The organism is Sandaracinus amylolyticus (genome assembly GCF_000737325.1).
Lineage (GTDB): Bacteria > Myxococcota_A > Polyangia > Polyangiales > Sandaracinaceae > Sandaracinus > Sandaracinus amylolyticus.
This window is the reverse complement of sequence record NZ_CP011125.1, coordinates 2,592,091-2,613,590: the sequence shown is the minus strand read 5'-3', so window position 1 is coordinate 2,613,590 and position 21,500 is coordinate 2,592,091. Positions and strand designations below refer to the sequence as shown.

General features: G+C 71.4%; 19 protein-coding genes. 5 read left to right on the top strand and 14 right to left on the bottom strand.

All coding sequences use genetic code 11. The annotated features are described in order from the left end of the window. Positions 1-40: 40 nt before the first annotated feature. Entirely contained in the window at positions 41-1,894 is a 1,854-nt protein-coding gene (gene typA, locus DB32_RS10970) for a translational GTPase TypA (RefSeq protein WP_053232372.1), read from the top strand. Positions 1,895-1,955: 61 nt separating this feature from the next. After that, complete coding sequence (locus DB32_RS10965) at positions 1,956-2,633, top strand: TetR/AcrR family transcriptional regulator (protein WP_053232371.1); 678 nt, start codon at positions 1,956-1,958, stop codon at positions 2,631-2,633. On the opposite strand, the gene DB32_RS10960 is transcribed toward DB32_RS10965, so the two are convergent. From DB32_RS10960 to DB32_RS10950, 3 genes are read right to left on the bottom strand one after another with little or no spacing between them, the layout of a single operon-like run. Beyond that, positions 2,560-4,083, bottom strand: a complete 1,524-nt coding sequence (locus DB32_RS10960) for a Rieske 2Fe-2S domain-containing protein (RefSeq protein ID WP_053232370.1) — start codon at positions 4,081-4,083, stop codon at positions 2,560-2,562. The genes DB32_RS10965 and DB32_RS10960 overlap by 74 nt on opposite strands. Before the next feature lie 3 nt (positions 4,084-4,086). Further along, the gene (locus DB32_RS10955) at positions 4,087-5,052 is read right to left on the bottom strand and encodes a DUF7802 domain-containing protein (protein WP_053232369.1); all 966 of its coding nucleotides are present in this window, start codon (positions 5,050-5,052) and stop codon (positions 4,087-4,089) included. Next, positions 5,039-5,812, bottom strand: coding sequence for a sterol desaturase family protein (locus DB32_RS10950; RefSeq protein WP_053232368.1), 774 nt, complete (start codon positions 5,810-5,812; stop codon positions 5,039-5,041). The genes DB32_RS10955 and DB32_RS10950 overlap by 14 nt, the downstream gene beginning before the upstream one ends. Positions 5,813-6,036: 224 nt before the next feature. On the opposite strand from DB32_RS10950, the gene DB32_RS10945 reads away from it, so the two are divergent. Continuing rightward, positions 6,037-6,351 carry a polyhydroxyalkanoic acid system family protein gene (locus tag DB32_RS10945; protein ID WP_053232367.1) on the top strand — a complete coding sequence of 105 codons (315 nt, stop codon included), beginning with the start codon at positions 6,037-6,039 and terminating at the stop codon, positions 6,349-6,351. On the opposite strand, the gene DB32_RS10940 is transcribed toward DB32_RS10945, so the two are convergent. Beyond that, the gene (locus DB32_RS10940) at positions 6,352-6,897 is read right to left on the bottom strand and encodes a GNAT family N-acetyltransferase (RefSeq protein ID WP_205627044.1); all 546 of its coding nucleotides are present in this window, start codon (positions 6,895-6,897) and stop codon (positions 6,352-6,354) included. It lies immediately after the preceding gene. 38 nt (positions 6,898-6,935) lie between these two features. Continuing rightward, a complete protein-coding gene (locus tag DB32_RS10935; RefSeq protein WP_075097504.1) occupies positions 6,936-7,991 on the bottom strand; it encodes an AI-2E family transporter in 1,056 nt (351 codons plus the stop codon). Positions 7,992-8,120: 129 nt separating this feature from the next. Between DB32_RS10935 and DB32_RS10925 the strand changes: the two genes are divergently transcribed. Then, positions 8,121-8,918 carry an SDR family oxidoreductase gene (locus DB32_RS10925; protein ID WP_053232364.1) on the top strand — a complete coding sequence of 266 codons (798 nt, stop codon included), beginning with the start codon at positions 8,121-8,123 and terminating at the stop codon, positions 8,916-8,918. Positions 8,919-8,970: 52 nt separating this feature from the next. Here the strand turns inward: DB32_RS10925 and DB32_RS10920 are convergent, their stop codons facing one another. The 6 genes from DB32_RS10920 to DB32_RS10895 all read right to left on the bottom strand — a co-directional run bounded on the left by DB32_RS10920 (position 8,971) and on the right by DB32_RS10895 (position 17,707). Next, entirely contained in the window at positions 8,971-10,548 is a 1,578-nt protein-coding gene (locus DB32_RS10920; RefSeq protein WP_053232363.1) for an ATP-binding protein, read from the bottom strand. Between the two features lie 32 nt (positions 10,549-10,580). Further along, a complete protein-coding gene (locus tag DB32_RS10915; RefSeq protein ID WP_053232362.1) occupies positions 10,581-12,617 on the bottom strand; it encodes an ATP-binding response regulator in 2,037 nt (678 codons plus the stop codon). Between the two features lie 209 nt (positions 12,618-12,826). Continuing rightward, a complete protein-coding gene (locus tag DB32_RS10910; protein ID WP_053232361.1) occupies positions 12,827-14,179 on the bottom strand; it encodes a 3-oxoacyl-ACP reductase in 1,353 nt (450 codons plus the stop codon). 19 nt (positions 14,180-14,198) lie between these two features. Continuing rightward, on the bottom strand, positions 14,199-15,068 hold the full coding sequence (locus tag DB32_RS10905) for a MaoC family dehydratase (RefSeq protein WP_157068946.1): 870 nt from the start codon (positions 15,066-15,068) through the stop codon (positions 14,199-14,201). Positions 15,069-15,072: 4 nt separating this feature from the next. Beyond that, a complete protein-coding gene (locus DB32_RS10900; protein ID WP_053232359.1) occupies positions 15,073-17,019 on the bottom strand; it encodes an acyl-CoA dehydrogenase family protein in 1,947 nt (648 codons plus the stop codon). A gap of 10 nt (positions 17,020-17,029) precedes the next feature. Further along, on the bottom strand, positions 17,030-17,707 hold the full coding sequence (locus DB32_RS10895) for a TetR/AcrR family transcriptional regulator (protein ID WP_053232358.1): 678 nt from the start codon (positions 17,705-17,707) through the stop codon (positions 17,030-17,032). A 156-nt stretch (positions 17,708-17,863) separates the two neighbouring features. Between DB32_RS10895 and DB32_RS10890 the strand changes: the two genes are divergently transcribed. Next, positions 17,864-18,706 (top strand): hypothetical protein, encoded by an 843-nt coding sequence (locus DB32_RS10890; protein WP_157068945.1) that lies wholly within the window; start codon positions 17,864-17,866, stop codon positions 18,704-18,706. 64 nt (positions 18,707-18,770) lie between these two features. Here the strand turns inward: DB32_RS10890 and DB32_RS10885 are convergent, their stop codons facing one another. From DB32_RS10885 to purD, 3 genes are read right to left on the bottom strand one after another with little or no spacing between them, the layout of a single operon-like run. Then, the gene (locus tag DB32_RS10885) at positions 18,771-19,190 is read right to left on the bottom strand and encodes a hypothetical protein (RefSeq protein ID WP_053232356.1); all 420 of its coding nucleotides are present in this window, start codon (positions 19,188-19,190) and stop codon (positions 18,771-18,773) included. Further along, positions 19,190-20,089, bottom strand: a complete 900-nt coding sequence (locus DB32_RS10880; RefSeq protein WP_053232355.1) for a tetratricopeptide repeat protein — start codon at positions 20,087-20,089, stop codon at positions 19,190-19,192. The genes DB32_RS10885 and DB32_RS10880 overlap by 1 nt, the downstream gene beginning before the upstream one ends. Before the next feature lie 44 nt (positions 20,090-20,133). Continuing rightward, positions 20,134-21,405 carry a phosphoribosylamine--glycine ligase gene (gene purD / locus DB32_RS10875; protein ID WP_053232354.1) on the bottom strand — a complete coding sequence of 424 codons (1,272 nt, stop codon included), beginning with the start codon at positions 21,403-21,405 and terminating at the stop codon, positions 20,134-20,136. Between the last annotated feature and the right edge of the window lie 95 nt (positions 21,406-21,500).

The following is a 21,500-nucleotide window of genomic DNA, read 5'->3' as shown; positions in this document are numbered from 1 at the left end:
TGCGGGCGAGTATCGCCTGTGTCACACCGCCGCCCCTCGTATGTCCAGCTCCGCGCTCTCTCATCTGCGCAACGTCTGCATCATCGCGCACGTCGACCACGGGAAGACGACTCTCGTGGACTCGATGCTCAAGCAGACGGGCGTCTTCCGCAGTGGTCAGGAGGTCGCGGATCGCGTCCTCGACTCGAACGATCTCGAGCGCGAGCGAGGCATCACGATCCTCGCGAAGCAGTGCTCGGTGCGCTTCCCCGATCCCGGTGCTCCTGGGAGGCCGGGCGGCGAGATCAAGATCAACATCGTCGACACGCCCGGGCACGCTGACTTCGGCGGCGAGGTCGAGCGCACGCTCTCGATGGCCGACGGCGCGATCCTGCTGGTCGACGCGGCCGAGGGCCCGCTGCCGCAGACGCGCTTCGTGCTCGGCAAGGCGCTCTCGCTCGGCATGACGATCATCGTCGTCATCAACAAGATCGACCGCCCCGACGCGCGCCCCGACGAGGTGCTCAACGAGGTGTTCGATCTCTTCGTCGACCTCGAAGCGTCCGACGAGCAGGCCGACTTCCCGGTCCTCTACGCCATCGGCAAGCAGGGCATGGCGAAGCGCTCGCTCGAGGAGGAGGGCAAGGATCTGATGCCCCTCTTCGAGACGATCATCGAGCGCGTGCGTCCGCCCAAGGGCGACCCGAGCGCGCCGCTGCGCATGCTCGTGCACGACACGCAGCACGACGACTACGTCGGCCGCCTCGCGATCGGCAAGGTCGTCGACGGCTCGATCGGCGACAACATGCCGGTCGCGCGCATCGCGGAGCACGACAAGCAGGTCCGCGCGAAGATCACGAAGGTCTACAACTTCGAGGGCATGGTCCGCACGCCGTGCGGCACCGTGTCGGCGGGCGACATCGTCGCGCTCGCGGGCATGGACGAGGTGCAGATCGGCGACACGATCACCGATCCCGAGAAGCCCGCCGCCGCGTTCCCGCGCATCCGCGTCGAGGAGCCGACCCTCAAGGTCACGTTCCTCGTCAACACGTCGCCCTTCGCCGGCAAGAGCGGCAAGTGGGTCACGTCGCGGCACCTGCGCGAGCGCCTCGAGAAGGAGGCGAAGAAGAACCTCGCGATGCGCTTCGAGCCGACCGATCAGCCCGACGTGTTCACGGTGCTCGGTCGCGGCGAGCTGATGATCGCGGTGCTCCTCGAGACGATGCGCCGCGAGGGCTACGAGATGGCCGTCGGGATGCCCGAGGTCGTCGTGAAGGAAGAGGCCGGGCAGAAGCTCGAGCCGGTCGAGCGCGTCGTCGTCGACGTGCCCGAGGGCTTCGTCGGCGTCGTCACCACGAACCTCGGCCAGCGCCGCGGTCAGATGGTGAAGATGACGAACCTCGGGTTCGGCCGCGCGCGCATCGAGTTCCGCGTGCCGAGCCGCGGCCTCATCGGGTTCCGCTCGCAGTTCCTCACGGAGACGCGCGGCACCGGCCTGCTCAACACGCTGTTCGACGGCTGGGAGCCCTACGCCGGCCCGATGCTGCGCCGTCCGAGCGGCGCGATGGTCAGCGATCGCACCGGCGAGTGCACCGCGTACGCGCTCGATCACCTGCAGCCGCGCGGCGTGCTCTTCGTGAAGCCGGGCGACGAGGTGTACGAGGGCATGATCTGCGGCGAGCACAACCGCGAGAACGACCTCGACGTCAACGTCGTGCGCGAGAAGAAGCTCTCGAACGTGCGCAGCAAGAACAAGGACGACAACGTCGTCCTCTCGCCGCCGCGCGTGATCACGCTCGAGCTCGGCCTCGAGTTCGTCGATCGCGACGAGCTGATGGAAGTGACGCCCGACGCGATCCGCCTGCGCAAGAAGGTGCTCGAGATCGCACGCCGCCCGCGCCGCGACGCGGAGTGAGCGAGACCCGCGCGCGCCGCGTTGACACGCGCGGCGCGCGCAGGTGAGGTTCACGGCCCGCATGGCCAGCCGGGACGAGCAGCGAGAGCGGACGAGGCGTCGGGTCTACGAGTGCGCGCTCGACGTCTTCCGTCGCGACGGCGTCGCGCCTTGTCGGATCGACGACATCACGGCCGCCGCGGGCGTGAGCCGCGGGAGCTTCTACTTCCACTTCCCGACGAAGGAGCACGTGCTCCTCGAGCGGATGCGGGAGACGGAGGACACGATCTGCGACGCGATCGACGCCCTCCCTGCGGACGCGCACGTCGACGCCGTGCTCGCGGTGCTGAACCAGAAGCTCGCCGAGATCTGGGAGCCCGACCCGCAGCTCTTGCCCGACGTGACCGGCGCCGCGCTGCGGCTCGCGGCGACGACGATGTCGGACCAGGAAGCGACGCGCATGCGCTCGGTGCTCGCCCAGCGGTTCCGCGCGGGCGTCGAGCGGGGCGAGATCGTCGCGCGCGTCCCGCCCGACATCCTGAGCGATCTCTACCTCGGGCACGTGCTCGCGGCGCTGCTCGCGTGGTACGGCAACCGCGGGCTCGCGCTCTCGGCGATGCTCTCCGCGGTGAGCGACCTGTTCTGGAACGGCGCGAAGTCGCCGGCACCGCCGGCGAGCGAGAGCATCAAGCCGGGAAGAGCGCGCGCATCTTCATCGCCGCGCTCAGGCTCCCGCGGACCTTCCCGCGGCCGTGGGTGAAGGCCCAGGTGCCGTCGAGCTCGCCGTTCACCACGCGGACGTAGTCGTCGGCCTCCATCACCAGCGCGACCGTGGGCTGCTCGTGCGCGCCTCGCCGCACCAGCACGCGCCCGTCGCTGACGTGCGCGTGGAACACCGCGCCCTGCGCCCCCGCGAGCTCCCACTGGAACACCGCGTCGACGCCTCGCGCCGCCGCGGGGACGAATCGCTCGCCGAGCGTCTCGACGTACTCGTCGACGCTGCTCACACGCCGGGTGCTCGGCGCGGTGATCGCCGCAGTCGGGACGCTCGCGGCGTCGTCGCGCGCGGGCTCAGGAGCGCGCACCCGTGTGCGCACCGCGTCGATCAACGCGAGCACACGCTCGCGCACCGGGGCCACGACGTTCATGCGCTGCGCGCTCGCGCGCAGCGCGCTCAACGGCACGTCGGCGGCTGCCGTCGGATCGAGCTGCGCAGTCGGGTCGAGCTGCGCAGTCGTGTAGAACTGCTCGCACCAGCGGCGATAGACGCCGATCGGCCCGTCGCCCTTCGCGAGGCCCGGGCGCACGAGGTAGCGCTTGTTCTCCCAGATCGGAAAGTCCTTCGCGAAGTCCTCGACGTACGCGGTGTAGAAGATCTCGTCGAGCTCGCGCGTGAACGCGGCGTCCTCGGAGACGCGCACGTGCACGACCGCGCGGATGTCGATGGTGTGCGCGTCGACCGGCGTCGCGTAGATGCGCTGGCGCGCGCGCACTCCGACGTTGCGCACGTGCGTGTGCACCACGACGTGTCCGAGCCCGCGCAGCGACACGTGCAGATGCACGTCGTTGATCTGCTCGGGCATCCCCACGACGTCGCCGGGCGCCTGGAACTCGAGCTCGACCTCCATGCGCTCGCCGTCGCGGCGCGGCGCGGAGAGCAGCCGCGCGCCGCGCCCGTCGTGCACCGGGCCGATGTGCGCGGTGTCGACGGTGTTCTCGAACACCTCCTGCGGATGCGTCGCGAGCCCCCGCCACACGATGCTGCGCCCCGGCGTCCATCCCTCCGCGTCGAGCGCGGGCAGCGGCCACGGCGTGTCGCCCTCGGGATCGTGGAACACGTGGATCACACCGTCCTGCTCGAGCGTGGGCAGCGCACCGAGCTTCGCCTTCGGCGGCACACGATCGCTGTACGGAATCGCGGCGCAGCGGCCGTCGCCCTCGAAGCGCCAGCCGTGGAACGGGCACCGGATCGTCTCGCCGACGATCGTGCCGCCGTGCCCGAGGTGCGCGCCGAGGTGCGGGCAGTACGCGTCCGTCACGAACGCGCGCCCCGACTCGCCGCGGAACGCGACGAGCTCGCGCCCGAAGTAGCGAAGGCGCAGCGGCGCGCCGCTGCCGAGCTCCTCGGAGAACGCGACCGCGAACCATCCCCTCGGAGGTCCGAACGGGAAGCGCGTGTCGATCGCAGGGGCTCGTTCCATCGTCGTCATGGCTCACCTCGCAGGAAGCTCGGGCGCGGCGGCCTGCACGTCGGTCGCGCGCGCGGCGCGGCGGAGCGGCAGCAGCGACCCGAGCACGACGAGACCGCCGAGCGCGGCGATCGACCACGCGAGCCGCGGTGCTGCGTCATCGAGCGATCCACGCAGCGCCGCCCACGCCATGATCGCGAGCGTCGCGCTCGGGACCAGCAGCGCCGCGAGCGTGATCGCGCGGTCGCGATGGTGGCCCTCACCGCGGATCGCGAGCGCGAGGACGCCGCACGCGACGATGTGCGCCGCGACGATCGTCCCGTGCTCCACGCCGAGCGCCGCGATCGCGTGGAACGGCAGGAACGCGATCACGCCGAGCACGATCACGCCGGTGCCCACGAAGAGCGCGACGGAGGCCGCGAGCGCGAACGAGCGCCGCTCGAGCAGCGGCCACACCACGCGACAGAGCCCCGCCGCGACCGCGCCGAAGATCAGGTACCAGTAGTACGACGTCACCGGCACATCGAGCCATCGGAAGGCGAGCACCGGATCGGTGTCGAGCCACCGCCACCAGCCGAGCGCGACACCCGCGATGTCGAAGGGCACGTCGATGAGACAGATCGCGAGGCCTGCGATCAGCGCCTCGGCGATCGGGTGCACGCGGAGACGCTCCGCGAGCTTGATCCCGGCATAGAGGAACGTGCCGTAGAGCCCCGTCACGTAGAGCGGCAGCTGCCCGTGATGGAGCTGCACCGTGAACTGCGCGTGCTCGTAGTTCTCGAGGAAATTGAAGGCGATCAGCTCCATCTGAACGCCGTACGAGGTGATCGCGATCCACTGGAAGAGGTGGCGGCGATCGCCTTCGCGATAGCGCCTCAGCGCGTGGGCGAAGACGAGCACGGTGGACGCGAGCACCGCGAGCTCGAGGAGCGCGAAGTGCAGCGGGCGCGAGAGCGGGCTCGAGACCTCGACGAGATCACGCAGGTCCACGGCGTGCTCCTTCGCCGAGCTCGTCGTCGGCGTAGCGTCGATCGTTGGCGCGCACGGTGCCGTGCAGGCGATCGAAGACCTGCGTGTGGTGCCCGTAGTTGCAGTGCACGAAGACGTGGTGGTCGTCGTGGAACTGGTTGCCGGGATGGAGCGGCAGCGGCCAGCGCACGATCACGCCGCTGTGATCGATCATGCCGATCAAGTACGTGTACGCGACGACGAGCAGATAGACGGCCCAGTGCACCGGCACGACGACGACCGGCAGCATCACGAACGCCTGGAAGACGAGGAACTCGATCGGATGCACCGCGGTGGTCGTGAAGATCACCGGCGCGGTGTAGCGATGATGCCAGCGGTGCACGTGGCGGAAGAGCCAGCGCCCGTGCAGCGCGCGATGGCTGTAGTAGAGGCCGGCGTCGATCACGAAGTACGTCGCGACGGCGCTCGCGAGCAGCCACGGCACGCCGTGCTCGAGCGGGTCGGAGTAGAGCGTCGACCAGCCTCCGCGCGCGACGTGCGACGCGAAGAGCCCACCGATCACCGCGCCCATCACGATGTTGAACGACCCGAGCGCGAACGCGTGGCGCACCATCGCGCGCGAGAGGAAGCGTCGTGGCTGGACCTTCCAGCGCTCGGCGTCGGCGCGACGGTGCACGTAGAACCACCAGTGCACGAGGCCACCGAGCCCCCAGAACGTCACGAGGGACACGCCGACCGAGATGCCGACCGTCATCCACGTGGTGCCGCCCGTCTCCCCCACGGCGTCCCTCCCGATCTCGACGGTCGCCCCGCAGCGGTTCCGCCGGCGAGGAGACTGACGTTCGTCAGCGACGAATGTCAATGACTGATGTCAGCGAGTCGTCGGACCGAGGTTGATCCCGCGTCGCGGGGGCCGATCTCGCATGAGAGCGCACCTTGCCGCGCTCCGCGTCGCGTGCCACGACAGCGCGCTTTCACCGCCAGAAGGGACGGGGCTCTCGACCGATGAAGCACACGATCGACACCGGGCTGGACATGCAGCTGTCGAAGAAGGCGATCGAAAAGGCGATGGACGCGTACAAAGCGCGCTTCGCCGACTACTCGCCGCGATTCGACTGGACCGGCGACGATCGCGGCGAGTTCTCGTTCAACGCCAAGGGCGTGAAGCTCAACGGGAACATCGTCGTGCGCGACCAGAAGGTCGACGTCGACATGCACGTGCCGCTGCTCTTCCGCGTCTTCCAGGGCAAGGCCATGGACGTGATCGAAGAGCAGGTGAAGCTCTGGGTCGAGAAGGCGAAGCGCGGCGAGCTGGGCTGATCACCGCGGGGTGATCGGCAGCGGCCGCGGATCGGCCTGGAGCGTTTCCTTCACGTCGTAGACCGTGAAGCCCGCGCGCTCGTAGGTCGCGCGCGCCGAGGGATGGTCGAGCGAGCACGTGTGGACCCACACGCGCTCGACCTCCGGTGCGTCCCACGCGCGACGGATCGCGGCGTCGAGCAGCCACGGCCCGATGCCGCGCCCGATCGCCTCGGGCACGAGCCCGAAGTACGCGAGCTCCACCTCGCGCGGCACGCGCCGATCGAGCTCGTAGTACCCCGCCGGCACACCGCGCTCGTACGCGACGGCGATCTCGACGCGCGCGTCGTGCACGATCGTCGCGAGCGCCGCGTCGTCCATGCGCCGTCGATCGACCCAGAGCCACGGCGCGCCGACGGTCTCGTACAGGTAGCGGTAGAAGTGCAGCGGCGGGCGCGCGATCGTGCGCAGCTCGAGCCCCTCGGGCGCGATGCGCGGAGGCGTCCGCGGCGCGCTGCGCATCTCGAGCGACCACGTCGTCACGCGCAGCTCGGTCGTCGTCGACACGCGCGCATGCTGGATCGACGCGCGACGCGAGCAAGCGATCACGACGGAGCGCTCGGCATCGCGATCCGCATCGCTTCGATCAGCAGGCGCACGACGAGCGGTCCGAGCAGGATGCCCCACGGACCGAGCGCGACGAGCCCGCCGACCATCGACACGAGCAAGAGCAGCACGTGCATGTCGACCTTGCCCACGCGCGCGAGCACCGGGCGCAGCAGGTTGTCGATCGTCGACACGACGAGCGCGTTCCACGCGAGCATCCCGATCGCCTCGCCTCGACGTCCCGTGATCCACAGCCCGATCACGACCGGTCCCCACACGAGCCCGGTGCCGATCGTCGGCAGGAACGACGCGAAGAACGTGAGGAACGCGAGCACGAGCGCGCGCTCGATCCCGATCACCGCGTACGCCCCGCCCGCGAGCACCGCCTGCACGAGGCCGGTCAGGCCGAGGCCGACGAGCAGACCGCGGCCCGTCTCGACGAACGCGTCCGCGAGCCTCCGCACGTCGCGTCGCGCGAGCGGCAGGTGCGCGACCGCCCACGCGAACGCGCGGCGTCCCTCCACGAGCCCGACGTACGTGCCCGCGAGGAACACCACGAGGCCGAGCGCGATCTGACCAGCCGCGCCGACGACGTCGGTCGCGACCGACCACGCCTCGGGCCCGCTGCTGCGAAGCCACGCGACGAGCGCCTCCGGGCTCGACACGAGACGTAGCGGATCGTGCGGCGCCTGCTGCTCGGAGATCACGAGCTCGAGCGCGGCGCGTCCGGTGCCGGTCGCGCGTGCCTCGCGGAGCAGCTCGCGCGCGTCCGCCCACATCGCCGCGCCGGTCGCGATCGCGGGGCCCGCGGCGATCACGAGGATCGCGAGCGTGACCATCGCCGCCGCGGTGCGACGGCGATCGCGGCGCGGCGCGAGACGATCGACCCACGGCGTCGCGAGCGCGGCGGTCCACCCCGCGAGCACGAGCCAGGGCACGTACGGCGAGAGCACGATCGCGCTCGCGATCGTCAGCGCGACCGCGATCGCGCGGAGCGTGTTCGAGCGCGCGGGCGACAGCGTCGAGGGGCGAGGAGCATCGGTGCTCGTGGCCACGCCCGAGGGACACGCAAACGCGAGGCCGCGCGGCGGCCGCGACCGAGGTCGACGCGTCGAGGTGTCGCCACGCGCGCCGGTGGCCCCGCGCCGCTGTGGCATCCTCGCGCAGCAGGGAGGCGGCGAGCGATGAAGAGCATCTTCCGCGACGACGTGCTCGAGAAGAAGGTCGCGTTCGTGACCGGCGGTGGATCCGGCATCTGCAAGGGGATCGCGCGCGCATACCTCGCGCACGGCGCGCGCGTGGCGATCGTCGGCCGCAAGGCCGATCGCCTCGAGGACGCGGCGCGCGAGCTCTCGAGCGAGACCGGCCGCGAGTGCGTCGCGTGCCCCGCGGACGTGCGCAATCCCCAGGAGGTCGAGGGTGCGATCGAGAAGACGCTCGATCGCTTCGGCACGCTCGACGTCGTGGTGAACGGCGCGGCGGGGAACTTCCTCGCGCCCGCGGCGCAGCTCTCCTACAACGCGTTCCGCACGGTCGTGGAGATCGACACGCTGGGCACGTGGAACGTGAGCAAGGCAGCGTTCCAGCGGCACCTGCGCGATCACGGCGGGCACATCGTGAACATCACCGCGACGCTGCACTACGCGGCGACGCCGATGCAGGCGCACGCGTCGGCGGCGAAGGCGGGCGTGGACGCGATCACGCGCTCCCTCGCGCTCGAGTGGGGGCAGCTCGGGATCCAGGTGAACGGGATCGCGCCCGGGCCGATCGCCGACACCGAGGGGCTCTCGCGGCTCGCGCCGCCGGGCTACGTCGAGAAGCTCGTGCAGACGATCCCGCTGCGCCGCCTCGGTCGCATCGACGACGTCGCGAGCTGCGCGGTGTGGCTCGTGTCGGGCGCCGCGTCGTACGTGCACGGCGAGACGATCGTCGTCGACGGTGGCGCGTGGCTGCCCGGGATGGGCGGAATGATGAGCTTCTAGCCCGGATCGCAGCCGAATCGGCCACGCACGGCGGCCTCCGCAGCCGATTCGGCTACGCGCTCCGGCGCTGGCTCCGCGCCCGGAGCGTGGTCTCGAGGACCTCGCGGAGGCTCGACGCGTCGACCGGCGCTTCGAGCATCACGTCGAACCCTGCGTCCTCGACGCGGCGGCGCGCAGTGTGATCGTCGGCTGCGACGATCGCCGCGATGCGCGCCTCGCCGTGGGGCGCGGCCTTCGTCGCGGCGCGCACGCGGCGCACGACGTCGCGCGCACCGCTCATGCCCGCGACGTCGATCAGCACCAGGTCGGCGCCCGCGAGCGCGATGGTGTCGAGCGCGGCCGGCAGGTCGCGCACGAACGTCGCGGCGTGGCCCCACAGGCCGATCAGATCGCGCAGCGTCTCGCCGGTGCGATCGTCCGGCGAGAGCAGCACCACGCCTCCAGCCGCGCGCTCGCCGGAGCCGCCGTCCTTCGCGGCCTCGGGGCGCGCGAGCGGGAAGCGCACCGCGAACTCGCTGCCGCGGCCCAGTCCGTCGCTGCGCGCCGCCACCGATCCGCCGTGCAGCTCGATCAGGCGCTTCACGAGCGACAGGCCGAGCCCGAGCCCTCCCGCCGAGCGCGCGATGCCGGGCGCGGCTTGGTAGAAGGTCGCGAAGAGCTTCGGGAGCACCTCGGGCGCGATGCCGTCGCCGTCGTCGCGCAGCGTGAGCTCGGCGACGCCGCCGGGGTGCGGCTCGACGTCGGTCAGCGTGCGGAGCGCGATCTCGATGCGCCCGCCGGGCCGCGTGTGCCGGATCGCGTTGTCGAGCAGGTTCGTGAAAATCTGCTCGATGCGCGCGGCGTCGCCCTCGACGTAGACCGGGTCCTCGCCGAGCGCGAGCTCGAGGCGCCGCGTGTTCGCGTTCGGGAGCGCGTCGGTCACGGACGCGGCGAGCGTCGCGATCCACGAGCGAAGATCGAGACGCTCGCGGCGAAGCTCGATCGCGCCGCGCGTGACCCGCGCGACCTCCAGGAGATCACCGACGAGGCGCGCGAGCTGCTTCGTCTGGCGATCGATCACCGCGCGCGCGCGGTCCTCGAGCGGGTCGCGCGCCGGCTGCATCGCGAGCAGCGGCAGCGCGCTCGAGATCGCGGCGAGCGGGTTGCGCAGCTCGTGCCCGAGCATCGCGAGGAACTCGTCCTTGCGGCGATCTGCCTCGATCAGCCGCTCGGCCCGCGCGCGCAGCTCGAGCTCGGCGAAGCGCAGGCGCAAGAGCGAGCGCACCGTCGCGATCAGCTCCTGCGGCTCGAAGGGCTGCGTGAGGTAGCCGTCGGCGCCGACCTCGAGGCCGAGCACCTTCTTGTCCGGCGTGACGAACGCCGCCGACGTGTGGAGCACCTTGATGCTCGACGTCTCGGAGCACGACTTGAGCTGCCTGCAGACCTCGAAGCCGTCGAGGTCCGGGAGCTTCACGTCGAGCACGATCACGTCGGGCTGTGGTAGCCCGCGCGCGAGCTCGATCGCACGCTGTCCCGTCGCCGCCTCCGCAACGCGGTAGCCCGCGCCCCTCAGCATGCGCGTCACCATGTAACGCGCAGCGAGGTTGTCGTTGACGTTCAGGATCAGCGCTTCTCGGTCGGATTCGCCCATCGCAGGGTGACGGAAGTGGGGTCTCTCGGTACCTAGCCACCGTTTCCAGGGCTCGAAACCGGGTGGATACCCGCCTTGTGCAGAGCATCACGGATGCGCTGCATCGCCAGCTCTCGGGACAGGTTCTCCTTCGAGAGGATCGACTCGGTCGTCTGGGCCAGGCGCTGTCGCTCGGCGTCGCCGAGCGCATGGGACGAGAGGATGATCACCGGGATCGGACGCGTGCGCGGGTCGGACTTGAGCGCGTCGATCACGTCGAAGGCCGTCATGCGGCCGGACGCCGTCGTCGGGGTCTCCTCGAGCAGGAAGTCGAGGATGATCACCTGCGGCTGCTGGTCGTGCGCGAGGCGCACGCCTTCGTGGCCCGTCTCGGCCTCGATGAGCCCGAACGCGGTGCCGTCGAGCAGCCGGCGGACGAGGTAGCGGGCGCGCGGATCGTCGTCGATCACGAGCACCTTCGTCGGGCTCGAGCGCCTCGGGATCTGCTGGAGGCGGCGGAGCAGGCGATCCTGATCGAGCGGCTTGAGCCAGAACTCGTCGGCGCCGAGCGCGCGCGCCTTCTGCTCGCGGTTCATCACGGTCACGACGAGCACCGGGATGTCGCGCGTCGCGGGGCTCGACTTCACCTCGGAGAGGAACTCCCAGCTGGTCTCGCCCTCGAGCATGATGTCGAGGACGATCGCGGCGGGGTTCACCTCGTTGAGCAGCGCGCGCGCGTCGGCGATCGAGCGCGCCGGGATGACCTGGTAGCCGGCGAGCGAGAGGTAGCGCTCGTAGACGAAGATCGTCTTGCGATCGTCCTCCACGACGAGCACCGCCTGACGCGACGGATCGCGCACGCTGCCCCGCGCGCGGATCTCCTCGACGGTGCGCACCTCGGGGTGCACGCGGGGGAGCACGAGGGTGAAGCTCGAGCCCTTGCCGAGCTCGCTCTCGACCTCGATCGCGCCGCCGAGCAGCTCCGCGAGCTTGCGCGAGAGCGGCAGGCCGAGGCCGGTGCCGCGCAGGTGGGCCGCCGCGGGCGCGCGATAGAACTCCTCGAAGACGCGCGGCAGATCGTTGGGCGAGATGCCCATGCCGGTGTCGACGACGGCGATGCGCACGTCGGTCGCGGACGCCGTGACGTCGACGCGGACCTCGCCCTGCTCCGTGTACTTGATGCCGTTGGTGACGAGGTTGCGGAGGACCTGCGCGATCTTCCCGCGATCGGTCTCGAGGACGACGTCCTCGGCGGGCGCGTCGATCGAGAGCTGCACGCGCGAGTCCGCCGGGAGCAGCGGGCGCAACATCCCGCGCAGCGTCTCGAACAGCTCGCCGATCGAGAACTTCGACGCGCGCACGCTCGCGATGCCCGACTCGAGGCGCGCGAGATCGAGCATGTCGTTCACGAGCAGCGCGAGCTCCTCCGCGGCCGAGCGCACGAAGCGGACCTGGGTGCGCTGCTCCTCGGTGAGCGGCCCGTCGGTCTCGTCGAGCAGGAGCTGCGAGAGGCCGAGGATCGAGTGGATCGGCGTGCGGAACTCGTGGCTCACGTTCGCGACGAGGCGCGACTTCACCTCGGCGCTGGTCGCCGCTTCTTCCGCGCGCTGCGCGAGCTCGTCGTGGAGCTGGACGATGCCGCGGTTCGACTCCGAGAGCTCGTGGTTGACGCGCAGCAGCTCGCGGCCCTGGCGCGCGAGCTCGCGGTTCAAGGAGTCGACCTCGCGCAGGGCGTCCGACGTCGACGCGGACACCGCGACAATCTCCTCGGGCAGCACGCTCGCGAAGATCGCGAAGCCGCTGCCGTCGGGCTCGGGCACGCTCGCGCAGACGAGCGTCACCGGGCGATCGCCCGCGAGCATGCAGAGCTCCCAGCCCTCGAGCGGCTCGCGCTTGGCGCGGTCGCAGAAGATCCCGAGCTTCTCCTCGGCGCCGGGGCACGCGAGCTCGGTGAGCCGTTGGCCGGCGCGGACGCCGAGCACACGCACCGCGCGCTCGTCGCGCCACGTGATCGCCGACGACGCGTCACACGCGAGAGCGAGCTCGCGGCTATGTCGTTCGATCAACCTGGAGACGAGCGACGAGCTCACGTGAGGCGGTGCTCCGTGGGTGCGAGACCCAGTGATCGCCACGGCCGCTCATCGACCGTGCGCGCGCGAATGACGGGATACGGGCTCCCTCGCGCGCTGGCAACCTCGGGACACCTGTTTTCACGGGTGTCGAGCGTGCTCGGCCGCGCTCGACGTGCGGCGTTGGCGCGCGTGCTGAGGCAAGTTGCCTCAACCTGCGCGCCGTTCGATCACGCGCCGACGAGCGCACCACCACACACGCGCAGGACCTGGCCGGTCAGGCCATGTGCGTGGGGCGTCGCGAGGAACGTGATCGCGTGCGCGACGTCGTCGGGCTGACCGCCCTGACCGAGCGCCGCGAGCCGCCGACCAGCCTCGCGGATCACGAGCGGGATCGCGGCGGTGAGGCGGGTCTCGATGAAGCCCGGCGCGATCGCGTTGACCGTGATCGCGCGCGGCGCGAGCTGCGGCGCGAGCGCGCGGGCCAAGCCGGCGATGCCCGCCTTGGATGCGGCGTAGTTGGCCTGGCCGACGTTGCCCGCGAGCCCCGCGATCGACGAGAGGAGGATCACGCGACCGCCGTCGCGCAGCGGGCCCTTCGCGAGCGCGTCGGTGATGCGCACCACCGCGCCGAGGTTCACGTCGACGGCCTGATCCCACTCCTTCGTCGACATCTTCGCGAGCGTGCGATCGCGGGTGACACCCGCGTTGTGCACCACGACGTCGAGGCCGCCGTGCGAGTCGGTGATCGCGCGCGCGATGCGCGCGGGCGCGTCGCGGTCGGTGATGTCGGCGGAGATCGTGCTACCGCCGATCGCGCGCGCCACGGCGAGCGTCTCGCGCTCGTCATCGGGTCGATCGAGGAGCACGACGCGCGCGCCCTCCGCCGCGAGCAGGCGCGCGGTGGCCGCGCCGATGCCGCGCGCCGCGCCGGTGACGAGCGCGACCTTGCCGTGCAGCGATCGGGCGCGCGGGATCTCGCCCACGAGCGGTGCGGCGGTGCGCGTCACGCGGAACGGCTGCGCGGTGACGAACGCCGAGCGTGCGCTCGCGAGGAACACGATCACACCGCGCGCGCGCTCCTCGGCGCCCTCGCCGATCACGACGAGGTTCGCGGTGGCGCCGCGACGTCCGACCTCCTTCGCGACGCTGCGCACCAACCCCTCGAGCGCCTGCTGCGCGGCCGCGGCCTCCGGCGACGCGGCGGACTCGGGCGCGCGACCGAGGACGATCACGCGTCCCGAGCGCGCGATCCTGCCGATCGGCCCGTGCAGCGCGTCGTAGAGCGAGCGCAGATCCGCGACACGCGCGAGCCCGGTCGCGTCGACCACGAGCGCGCCGATCGTCCCTTCGCTCGGCGCCTCGGAGAGCACGCGCGCGCCCGCGCCGCGGAGCACTTGCGCGACGTCGCCTGCGAGCGGTCCGTGCAGCGCGATCACGACGTCGAGCCCTGCGAGCTCCTGCTCGCGCCACGCACCATCGGCGCGACGGAGCGGCTCGGGCACGGGCAGTGGAAGCCCGATGCGCTGCACGAGGCTGCGCGCGGCCGGGCGCTTCGCGATCTCCAGGAGTACGTCGCTCATCTCGTCCCCTCCGACTCGTTCAACGAACGGCTCGACCTTCCATCACGACCGCGTCGTTCGCGTCGACGACCCAGATCGCGTCGCCGTCCGCGAGGACGCGCGCGCTGCCCGGGAGCACCAGCGGACGCGTGAAGCGCGCATCGAGCTCCGCGAGCCCGCCGCGCGCGCGGCGCACGATCTCCCAAGCGCGCGAGTAGGTCCCGAACCCGTGCAGGATCACACCGCGGAACCCGCTCGCGCGTGCCCAGGGACGCGCCCAGTGAATCGGATTGAAGTCGCCGGTGAGCAGCGCGAACTCCCAACCGGCGCGCGGCCCGACCTCGAAGCGACCGAGCTCGCGCGCGCCCGCGCTCGCCTTCGGCGCGTCCTTCTTCGCGCCGTCGCCGCGACGGCCCTTCGCGAGCGGCACGAACGCGCGCACCTCCGCGTTGACGAGCTGCGTCGCGCCCTCGACGCCGGTGGTGAAGCGCTGGGTGATCACCGCGCGCCGTCCGTCGTCGTCGATCGCTGCGAGCCGGCCGCGCACGATCAGATCGCGACCACGCGGGAGCTCGCCGCGCACCTCGAGGCGACACCCCGCGTTGACCGCGCGCAGCAGCGGATAGCGCAGCCCGCCGAGGAGCTCGCCACTCATCGCGAACGCCCACTGCGGGAAGAGATGCGCCGGCACGGTGCCGTCGCGCCGCGCGCCGACCGCGTCGCAGTACGCGTCGATCAGCGCGTCGGGCGGCGCCGGGACCCGCCGCTCGATCCACTCGCCGGGCACGATCGGCGGCATGCCGCGCAGCGGCCCGGGCACGAGCCCCGCGAGCGCGAGCGAGCCCATCCCGCGCAGCGTGTCCTTCTGCAGCCGCGCGAACCGGAGCGCCTCCTCGGTGGTGCTCGTCATCGCGTCACTCCGCCGCTTCGCGATGCGACGCACCGAGCTCGTGACCGAGCTTCGCGAGCAGGCGATCACCCGTGGTCGTGATCTCGTCGAGCAGGAAGCGCACGCGCGGCTCGGCGCGCTCGAGGTGGCGCTCGAGGATCTCGCGGCGCGCGGGATCCTTCTTCGACTGCTCGAAGAGGATCTCGCCGATCGCCTCGTCGCAGAGGATGCGCGTGAGGCGCTCCGCGTGGAGCATCGCGAACGCGAAGTCGCGCTTGGGATCCCAGTTCTTCGCGAAGCGATCCGCCCACTCGGTGATGGGCACGTCTCCGCCGGCCAACACGGCACCGAGGCCGCGCAGCTTGTCGCTCGCGGTGCGCATGATCAGGTGCTGCTGCGCCTGGTGCGACATCGCCTGGATGCGCGCGAGCTTCTTCTCGAGCCCGTCGCGCGCGCTCACCGCGCGCCATCGCGCCTGCGCGCCGCGACGCACGAAGCGCTGCGGGTTCTTGATGATCCCGCCGAGCGTGTCCTTCATCGCCATGAGCGCCTGGATCTGCGAGGTGCCCTCGTAGATCGGCATCACCATCGCGTCGCGCAGCAGCTTCTCCGCGCCGTACTCGGTCGTGTAGCCGACGCCCCCGTGGATCTGCACGCAGCGGCGCGCCATCTCGACCGCCTTCTCGGCGCCGAGGTACTTGAGCAGCGGCGTGACGCGGCGCGCGGCGCGGCGGTGCTTCGCGGCGCGCTTCTCGATCGACTTGCGCTCCTCGCCCGAGAGGTCGCCGCGGAACTTCAGCTGCAGGCCGAGCTTCTGGCCCATCTCCTCGTGGAACACGCCCTCGACGCAGAGCGCGCGGATGCCCGCGACATCCGTCCTCATCTCCTCGAGGTAGTCCGCGATCATCTCGTGACGATCGATCGTCTTGCCCATCGATCGACGCTGCGCCGCGTACTCCTCGGCGGTGCGGATCGCGGCCTCGCACAGGCCCACGCACTCGAAGCCGACGCCGACGCGGGCGCCGTTCATCAGCGTGAGCATGTACTCGAAGCCCTCGCCCCTCTTGCCGATCAGCATCGCGGGCGCGCGCTCGAACGAGAGCGCCGCGGTGACCGATGCGTGGTGGCCGAGCTTCTCCTCGACGCGCTCGAGCGTGACCACGCGGCGGCGCGTTCCGTCGGGCAGATCCTCGTAGGTCGGCACGAGGAACATCGAGAGCCCCTTGAGGCCCGCGAACGGATCGTCGGGCGCGCCCGCCTTCTCGGTCCGCGCGATCACGAAGTGCCACTTCCCGTGGCCCGACGTGATGAAGATCTTCTGCCCGGTGACGAACCAGTCGCCCTTCTCGTCCTGCTCGCCGACTGCGCGCAGCTGCGCCATGTCGCTGCCGGCGTCGGGCTCGGTGATGTCCATGCAGCCCCACGACTCGCCGCGCGCGATCTCGCGGATCACGTTCTCGAAGCGCGTCTTCTGGATCTCGCCGGTCGTGGGATCGACCTCGGTCGTGCCCTCGCGGATCGAGAACATGAGCGCCGCGAGCGCCATGCCTCCGTGGAAGCCGTGGTGCGCCATCGTGCTGACGTCGGCGCGACCGAAGATCTCGCTCGTCAGGTAGTAGAGCGCGAGCGGCGCGTTCATCCCGCCGAGCTCGCGCGGCACGCAGAGCCCGTGGAGCTCCATCTGCTTGATCCGATCGAAGATGCCCTGGAGGAAGTCCGGCAGGCGCGCTTCGCCCTTCTCGAAGATCACCGCCTCGCGATCGATGCGCGCGACGTGCGGCGCGATCTCGTCGGCGACGAACTGACCGACCATGTCGGCGATCTCGAGATAGAGCTCGACCGCTTCCTTCGTGCTCTTCGGGCCGCCGGGGCTCCGGAATTCGTGCTCGGTCACGCGCACCAGCGCGTCCCAGTCGAGCCCCTTCTCGAAGTACCAGCGGAGGTCGTCGTTGTCCTTGTAGAAGTTGCCCATCTGCTGCCCCTCAGTCCGCCATCAGCGCCGCACGCGCGACGCGCTTGATCTCGTTCGCGATGCGCGCGGGGAGCTTCGTCCCCGCGCTCCGCGCCCCGTTGCTCCCGCGCGCGGCGGCGAGCATCGACACCGTGCCGGTCGTCGCGACGTTTCCGATCACGAGGTGGATGACCATCACGACGTAGGCCTCGGGATCGACGTCGGCGCGCAGCGCGCCCGCGCTCTGCCCGCGCTGGATCGACTCGGTCACCACCGCCATCCACGGCGACGCGTACGTCGCGAGCAGCGCGCGCATCGCGTCGGGTCGATCGAGCGCCTCGCGCAGCAGCAAGCGCGCGCGATCGGGATCCTCGGCGAAGAACGCGATCGTCTCGTCGAGCACCGCGTCGAACCGATCTTCGCGCGTCGCGGCGCGCATCAGCGCGGGGAGCGCCTCGTTCCATCGCGAGAGCAGGGCGTCGAGCACCGCGCGGTGCAGCTCGTCCTTGCTCGCGAAGTGCCAGAGCAGCGAGGGCTTCCGCATCCCGACCGCGTCGGCGATGTCCTGCAGCGAGGTCGCGTCGAGCCCCTTCTGCGCGATGAGCTTCGTCGCTGCGCGGAGAATCCGATCACGCGCGTCCGGCTCGGGCCGCGGCTTCGCGTCGGGCTTCTTGGGTGCGCTGGTGCGACGGCTTGCGGGGGCGGCCACGACTCTCCCTAACGCTCGGTCGGGAGATCCCTACCACTCGTTAGAGGCTGTCGCAAGCGACGGCGCGGGTCTCACGGCGCGGGCTTGTCGCTGCGCGTGATCCGGTCGCGTTCGATCGGAACAGCCACGAAACATTTGTTGCGCTAGAGTGGAGTCGTGCCTTATCGCACGGACGCCTCGGCGCTCGGGCGAGAGCGAGCGCGAATGCTCGCCGAGCTCAAGGATCTCGAGTCGCGCTTCACCGACGTGTTCTGGCAGGAGCTCGCGGCCGGGCTCGGCGTGTCGCGATGGAGCCTCGAGGACGCGCCGCGCAGCGCGGAGCTCGCCGCGCGCGACGCGCTGATGCGCAGCGAGGCCGCGCGGAGCACGCGCATCGAGGATCAGGTCGCCGAGCTCGGCGTCCGCATCGCGGCGCTCGAGCGCGTCATCGCGAGATGGAGCTCGCTCACGCGTGCGTGGCGTCGCCCCGCGTCGCGCGCGCCGCGCGGCGACGGATCGCGCAGCGGCGGCGCGGATCCGACGGTCGAGACGGTGCTCGCGCGCGAGCGCATCGAGTCGATGCTGCGCGAGCTGCGCCCTCGCCTGCCGGTCGACGTGCGCGTGAAGCCGAACGGAGCGCTCCGCGTGCACTGGGCGATCGCGACCTCGGCGCCGCGCGGCGTGGGCGCGGTGCGGCTCGAGCCCGAGCGGCTGCTCGACGATCTGCGCAAGGTCGCGGGCGTGCTCACCGACATCGACGTCGGCGACGATCGCTTCGACGGCGCGTTCCTCGTGCGCGGCCACGAGCCGACCGTGCGCGCGGTGCTCGATCGCGAGACGCGCGGGCGCTTGCTGCGGCTCGACGCGCGCTGCGCGGACCTGCGCGTCGATCTCGACGCGGGCGAGGCGGTCGTGCGCATGCACTCGTCGCCGACGGTGGAGCTGCTCGAGGACGCGCTCGCGGTGCTCGCTCGGCTGCGTCGCGCGCCGGTGCGCGCGCTCCGGAACGACGAGGCGTGATCGCTCGCGGACTGTCCACCACGCGCTCCGTCCGGGACCTGCGGACGAACACTCCCGCGCGGACTCAGCGACAGCGGAACGCGTCCGTGCCGTCCCACGTGAAGAAGGGTGTGCGCGCGGCGGTGTCGCAAGTCATCCCGGTCGGGCACGCGCGCGTCGCAGTGCAGAACGCGGTGCACGTTCCGTCGCCGGTCGCCGGCGCGTCGCAGACGAGCATCGGCAGGCAGCTCCCGGTGCCGGCGCAGGGCGTGCCGGGCGTGCCCCGGCCCTCGCCCGCACAGCGCGCGACCGTCGTCGCGGGGCGAACGAGCACGCTGCACGTCGTCATCGCGCCGCACTCGGCGCTCGTGAACGGATTGCACGAGCCGCCGCCGTCGACGCGCGGCGAGGTCGTGCCTCCGTCCTCGCCGACGAATTCGAAGCCCGACAGGTCGTAGCTGCACGACGCGAGCAGCAGCGAGAGCACGACGAGCGCGGACCGCATCAGAACGTCCCCTCGAGCCCGAGCCCACCGAGCCCGACCTGCAGACGCACGCCTTCGCGATCGGCGTGGCGCACGACGGTCGTGCGCGCCGAGCCCTCGACGAAGAACACGATTGCGGTGAGCACGCCGAGCGAGGCCGCGGAGATCCACAGCGCGTTCGTCGCGATCTCGTAGCCCTCGAGCTCGTCGCTCACGAAGTCGCGCGTGCACGGCGTGAGCGCGCACTGCGCTCGGAGCTCGTCGCGCCGCCCTTCTCCTTCGACCCACACGATCGGCGACGCGATCGCCGCGCCGACGGTGAGCACGAGCAGCGGCCAGGTCCACACGAACGAAGGACCGCCCTCGACGACCTCGTCGACCGGCTGCGTGTCGCTGGGCAGTGGGCCCGCGAGCACGACCGAGCGCGAGTCGCTCGGCGGCGCGGGCTCGCTGCCCATCAGCGTCATCACCGGACGATCGTCACGGCGCGGCGTCGCACGTGGCGGCGGCGCGACCTCGACGTGCTGCTGCTCGCGGAGATCGTCGCGCAGCGAGGCGAGGCGCTGCTCGACCTCGGCGCGGTTCCGCGCGTCCGGCACCGACTCGAGGTACTGCTCGAACGCGATGATCGACTCCTCGAGCCGCCCGAGTCGATCCGCGGTCACGCCGATGTCGTAGAGGAGCTCGGCACGACCGCTCGACGCGTAGAGCGCGCGGAAGCGCGCGAGCGCGTCCTCGTATCGCCCTTCGTGCCACGCGCGCGAGGCCTCGGTGTACTGCTCCGCGAAGAGATCGCGCGGTGGCGGGACGGCGGCGCCGCCGGTGTGCGCACCGCCGGTGTGCGCGCCCTGCGCCGCGACGCGTGGCGCCACGAGGATCGAGACGAGCAGCGCGAGCGAGAGCACGAGGACGGAACGCACCGCCCGCGAGGATGCCGCAGCCCCTTCGCGCGAACAACACCGCGTCAGCGGGTGCGCGCCTGCCACCCGATGTCGCGGCGATGCTGCGATCCCGCGAGACGGATGCGGTCGACCGCGGCGTAGGCGCGCTGCGCGGCGGCGTCGACGTCCTCGCCGTTCGCGGTGACGCAGAGCACGCGGCCGCCCGCGCTCACGACGCGATCACCCGCGCGCTGAGTACCTGCGTGGAAGACCTGCACGCCTTCGAGCGACGCGGCGTCGTCGAGGCCCTCGATGACGTCACCCTTGCGCGGGGTGCCGGGATAGCCGTGCGCGGCGATCACGACGCACAGCGCGGCGCCGCTCGTCGCGCTCGGACGTACGCCCGACAGATCGCCCTGCGCGGCACCGAGGAAGAGCGGCAGCACGTCGCCCTGCCAGCGCGCCATCAGCACCTCGGTCTCGGGATCGCCGAAGCGCACGTTGTACTCGAGCACCATCGGCGCGCCGTCGACGATCATCAGGCCGACGAAGAGCGCGCCGACGAACGGGGTGCCGCGCGCGCGCATCGCCGCGAGCGTGGGCTCGACACAGCGCGCGAGGATCTGCTGCTCGAGCTCGGGGGTGACCGGCGCGGCGGGCGAGTACGCGCCCATGCCACCGGTGTTCGGCCCGCGATCACCGTCGCCGAGGCGCTTGTGATCCTGCGCCGACGCGAGCGCCACGTAGCGCGTCCCGTCGCACACGACGTGGTAGCTGACCTCGGGCCCGCGCAGGACCTCCTCGACCACCACGCGCGCGCCCGCGTCGCCGAACGCACGGTCGCGCATGATGGTGCGGATCGCGTCGAGCGCCTCGTCGGTGTCCGACGCGACGATCACGCCCTTCCCTGCGGCGAGCCCGTCTGCTTTGACCACCAACGGCCTCCGCGCCTCTCGCACGTAGGCCTCGGCGGCGTCGGCGTCGTCGAAGATCCGGAAGCCGGCGGTCGGGATGCGCGCTTCGGCCATCAGCTCCTTGCTGAGCACCTTGGAGCCCTCGAGCTGCGCAGCGGCGCGCGAGGGGCCGAACGTCGCGACGCCTGCGTCGCGCAGCGCGTCGGCGAGGCCGATCACGAGCGGCGCCTCGGGCCCGATCACGACGAGCCCGACCTGCTCGCGCAGCGCGAGCGCGACGATCCCCGCCACGTCGTCGGCGCGCACGTCGACACATCGCGCGACCGCGGCGATCCCCGCGTTTCCAGGCGCTGCGATGACCTCGTGGACCTGCGGCGACTGCGCGATCTTCCACGCCATCGCGTGCTCGCGCCCACCGGAACCGACGACCAATACCTTCATCGCGCCTCGGGAGAGCAGGAGAAGAGAGCCGCTGAGGAGAGCAGGAGAAGAGTCGCTGAGGAGAGCAGGAGTTGCAGGAGGGAGAGAAGGGGAAT